This window comes from Sandaracinobacter sp. (genome assembly GCF_041909755.1).
Taxonomy (GTDB): Bacteria; Pseudomonadota; Alphaproteobacteria; order Sphingomonadales; family Sphingomonadaceae; genus Sandaracinobacteroides.
Genome location: NZ_JAYRCW010000142.1, coordinates 1 through 3,997, shown reverse-complemented (window position 1 = coordinate 3,997; position 3,997 = coordinate 1). Strand labels below are relative to the sequence as shown.

General features: G+C 67.5%; 4 protein-coding genes. 3 read left to right on the top strand and 1 reads right to left on the bottom strand.

All coding sequences use genetic code 11. The features are described from left to right. The first annotated feature begins 77 nt into the window (after positions 1–77). From tldD to ACE3O8_RS13045, 3 genes are all read left to right on the top strand, one after another. A complete protein-coding gene (tldD, locus tag ACE3O8_RS13055) occupies positions 78–1,487 on the top strand; it encodes a metalloprotease TldD (RefSeq protein ID WP_374390422.1) in 1,410 nt (469 codons plus the stop codon). Positions 1,488–1,653: 166 nt separating this feature from the next. Then, positions 1,654–1,992 carry a P-II family nitrogen regulator gene (locus ACE3O8_RS13050; protein ID WP_374390420.1) on the top strand — a complete coding sequence of 113 codons (339 nt, stop codon included), beginning with the start codon at positions 1,654–1,656 and terminating at the stop codon, positions 1,990–1,992. 110 nt (positions 1,993–2,102) lie between these two features. Next, on the top strand, positions 2,103–3,506 hold the full coding sequence (locus ACE3O8_RS13045; RefSeq protein ID WP_374390424.1) for an ammonium transporter: 1,404 nt from the start codon (positions 2,103–2,105) through the stop codon (positions 3,504–3,506). 252 nt (positions 3,507–3,758) lie between these two features. Here the strand turns inward: ACE3O8_RS13045 and ACE3O8_RS13040 are convergent. Beyond that, positions 3,759–3,997 (bottom strand): GcrA family cell cycle regulator (locus ACE3O8_RS13040; protein ID WP_374390418.1); only part of this gene is annotated, 239 nt, incomplete at its 5' end.

Sequence of the window (3,997 nt, the reverse complement as noted above, 5' to 3'; positions counted from 1 at the left end):
CGCCGCTTCGTGCTGGACGGCGAAGAGGGCGGCGACCACCACTAGGCGTTTGGCGTCCATGCCCCAATTTCGGGGGCATGGACGAACTTCTCTATTCCGAACTGGATCCGCACGAGGCCGAGCGGCTGACGAAACAGGCGCTGGACGGGCTGGAGGATGGCGAGCTGTTTCTGCAGGTCGCCGCGTCGGAGAGCTTTGCCTTTGATGACGGGCGGCTGAAATCCGCGAGCTTTGACCAGAGCCGGGGCTTTGGCCTGCGCGGCGTGGCGGGCGAGGTGAGCGCCTATGCCCATGCCAACGAGATTTCGGCGGCCGCCATCCGGCGCGCGGCGGAAACGGTGGCGGTGGTGAAGGCCGGGCATGGCGGCGTGGCGGCGGCGGACGCCCCGCGCGGCACGAACCGGCGGCTCTATACCGATGCCGATCCGCTGTCGGCGGTGCCGTTTGCGGAAAAGGTGAAGCTGCTGGAGCGGATCGACGCGGTGGCGCGGGCGAAGGACCCGCGCGTGGCGCAGGTGACGGCGAGCCTGGCGGCCAGCTGGAGCCATGTGGAGATCATCCGCGCCGATGGCGTGCGGGTGAAGGATGTGCGGCCGCTGGTGCGGCTGAACGTTGGGATCGTCGCCGAGAAGGACGGGCGGCGGGAATCGGGCAGCTGGGGCTTTGGCGGGCGGCAGCTGTATGACCGGCTGTTCGAGGAGGGCGAGTGGGAGCGCGCCATCGACCTGGCGCTTGCGCAGGCGCTGACCAACCTGGAAAGCGTGCCGGCGCCGGCCGGGGTGATGCCGGTGGTGCTGGGGCCGGGCTGGCCGGGCATCCTGCTGCACGAGGCGGTGGGCCATGGGCTGGAAGGCGATTTCAACCGCAAGGGCAGCTCCGCCTTTTCGGGCCGCGTGGGCGAACGGGTGGCGAGCCCCGGCGTGACGGTGATCGACGACGGCACGCTGGCCGACCGGCGCGGATCGCTGAGCGTGGACGACGAAGGCACGCCGACGGAGCGGACGGTGCTGATCGAGGACGGCTATCTGCGCGGCTATATGCAGGACAGGATGAACGCCCGGCTGATGGGCGTGGCGGCGACCGGCAACGGGCGGCGGGAAAGCTTTCGCCACCCCCCGATGCCGCGCATGACCAACACCTTCATGGCCGCGGGAACGGAAGATCCGGGCGAGATCCTGCGCGGCGTGAAGAAGGGCCTTTATGCCCGGAGCTTCGGCGGCGGGCAGGTGGACATCGTGTCGGGCAAGTTCGTGTTCAGCTGCACCGAGGCCTATCTGGTGGAAGACGGGAAGATCGGCGCACCGGTGAAGGGCGCGACGCTGATCGGCAACGGGCCCGAGGTGATGCAGAAGATCGTCGCCATCGGCAACGACATGGCGCTGGACGAAGGCATCGGCACCTGCGGCAAGGGCGGGCAATCGGTGCCGGCGGGCGTGGGGCAGCCGACCCTGCTGGTGGAAGGGCTGACTGTCGGCGGAACTGCCTGATTTTCAGGCAGGCCAAAATGGCCGATGCGGCGACTGCCGTGAAAATGGGCAATCGATAGCCGATTTTGCTGCAATGCGGCAGTGTGGGAACTTGGCATGGTTCCTGCATGAAGCTGCGATTGCAGGTGCATGCGTGCCTGCCCAGCAGAAAAGGGGTTCGGCAGCCGTGAAATTCATCGTCGCCGTGATCAAGCCGTTCAAGCTCGACGACGTCCGGGAGGCGCTGACCGCGCTGGGCGTGACGGGCCTGACCGTGACCGAAGTGAAGGGGTTCGGCCGCCAGAAGGGCCAGACCGAGATCTATCGTGGGGCTGAATACACCACGAACATGGTGCCGAAGGTGAAGATCGAGACGGCGGTGCCCGCCGATCTCGCGCCGCGCGCCGTGGAAGCCATCCAGCAGGCGGCCCATACCGGGGCCATCGGCGACGGCAAGATCTTCATCTTCGACATTGCCGGGGCGGTTCGCATCCGCACCGGTGAAACCAACGAGACGGCGCTCTGATGCGTCCGCGCTCTGAATTCGAGGCGGGCGGGAAGCCCGGCCTGTTCAAGGAGGGGTCCCACATGGAATTGCGACACCTGCCCTGGGGCAAGATTGCCCTGGGACTGGGGATGGCCGGCCTTGTCGCCGCGCATCCCGCGCTGGCGCAGGAGGCCGTGACGGCCGCTGCGACTGCCGCCGACGCGGCTGCAACGGTTGCCGCCGAAGCCGCCGCCCCCGTCGCCGCTGCGGCGGCCCCCGTGGCCGAAGCCGCCCCGGCCGTACCGGTTCCCGACAAGGGCGACACGGCCTGGATGATGGTTTCGACTGTCCTCGTCATGCTGATGATCGTGCCGGGCCTCGCGCTATTCTATGGCGGCCTTGTCCGCACCAAGAACATGGCCTCCGTCCTCACCCAGATCCTGGGCGTCGCGAGCCTGGCGATGGTGATGTGGGTGATCTTTGGGTACGGGCTGTCCTTCGGCGGAGACGCCAACCAGTTCGTTTCGACCGGCAAGTTCTTCCTTGCGGGCGTCAATGCCGACTCGACCGTCGCCACCTTCAGCGACGGGGTCGTCATCCCTGAATTCGTCTTCATCGCCTTCCAGATGACCTTCTCCGCGATCACCGTTGCGCTGGTCGTGGGCGGGCTTGTGGAGCGGATGAAGTTTTCGGCCCTGATGGTGTTCGCCATCGTCTGGCTGACGATCGTCTATTATCCGATCGCGCACATGGTGTGGTACCTGGGCGGTGACGATGCGGCGACCGGCCTGATCTTCGGCTGGGGCGCGCTGGACTTCGCGGGTGGCACCGTGGTGCACATCAACGCGGGCATTTCCGCGCTGGTCGGCGCGCTGATCCTGGGCAAGCGCATCGGTTACCAGAAGGAACTGATTGCGCCGCACAGCCTGACGATGACGCTGATCGGCACCGGCCTGCTGTGGGTGGGCTGGTTCGGCTTCAACGCCGGGTCTGCGCTGGAAGCCAATGGCTCGGCCGGGCTGGCGCTGATCAACACCTTCACCGCGACGGCGGCCGGGGTGCTGTTCTGGATGCTCACGGAAAAGCTGCTGGGCCACTCCGGCTCTTTGCTGGGCGCCTGTTCCGGCGCGATTGCGGGCCTGGTGGCGATCACGCCGGCGGCCGGCAATTCCGGCCCGTTCGGCGGCATCCTGCTGGGCGCGATCGGTGCGACGGCGGCCTGCATCTTCGTGATGAAGGTGAAGCCGAAGCTGGGCTTCGACGACTCGCTGGACGTGTTCGGCATCCATGGCGTCGCGGGCATCATCGGCTCGATCGGAACGGCCTTCACCATGCTGACCGTGCTGGGCGGCCCGGCGGGCGACGATTATGCCCTGTGGCCGCAGGTGTGGATCCAGGTGAAGTCGGTGGCGGTTGCCATCGTCTGGTCCGCCGTGGGCGCCGCCATCGCCTTCTACATCGCCAAGGCCCTGACCGGCCTGCGGGTGAGCGAAGAGGTGGAGCGCGAAGGCCTCGACCTCGGCGAGCATGGCGAGCGCGCCTACAATTACTGAGTTCGGCGGCGCCGGGTGACCCCGGCGCCCGCCCATGATTTCCTCCCCAAGGAACCAACCTCCCCCCGGTGGCAACACCGGGGGGATTTTTTTGGCGCAAGGCTGCGGGCGGCAGCGCGGCGCGCTGGTTGCGGACCCTGTGAAGGCCCGGCCAGAGGTGCGGAGAGATTCAGCCCGATGGGCTGGATGAGGCCGTGACCTGACCGGTCGCGCCGACGCCGGGCGTGGCGTCAGCGCTGATCGATCCGGCTGTCAGCGAGGCCTTGGCAGATTCGGACCGAAGGGCCTGGGTGGGCCCGCCGGGCGATCGCGGCGGGGCATCTGGGCCTGATAGGCCACCAGGCAATGTTCGCCGCAATAGGGGAAGCCCGGATTCACCGGCTTTCCGCAGAAATGGAAATCCGCTTCGTCCGGATGGCCGATCGGCCATTTGCAGATGCGGTCGTTGAGATCGAGCAGGGTGACCTTGCCGCCCTTGCCGCGCGGCGCCG

Coding starts and splice junctions, on each gene's coding strand:
- tldD (WP_374390422.1), top strand. CDS start 78: ATGGACGAACTTCTCTATTCCGAACTGGATCCGCACGAGGCCGAGCGG.
- ACE3O8_RS13045 (WP_374390424.1), top strand. CDS start 2,103: ATGGCCGGCCTTGTCGCCGCGCATCCCGCGCTGGCGCAGGAGGCCGTG.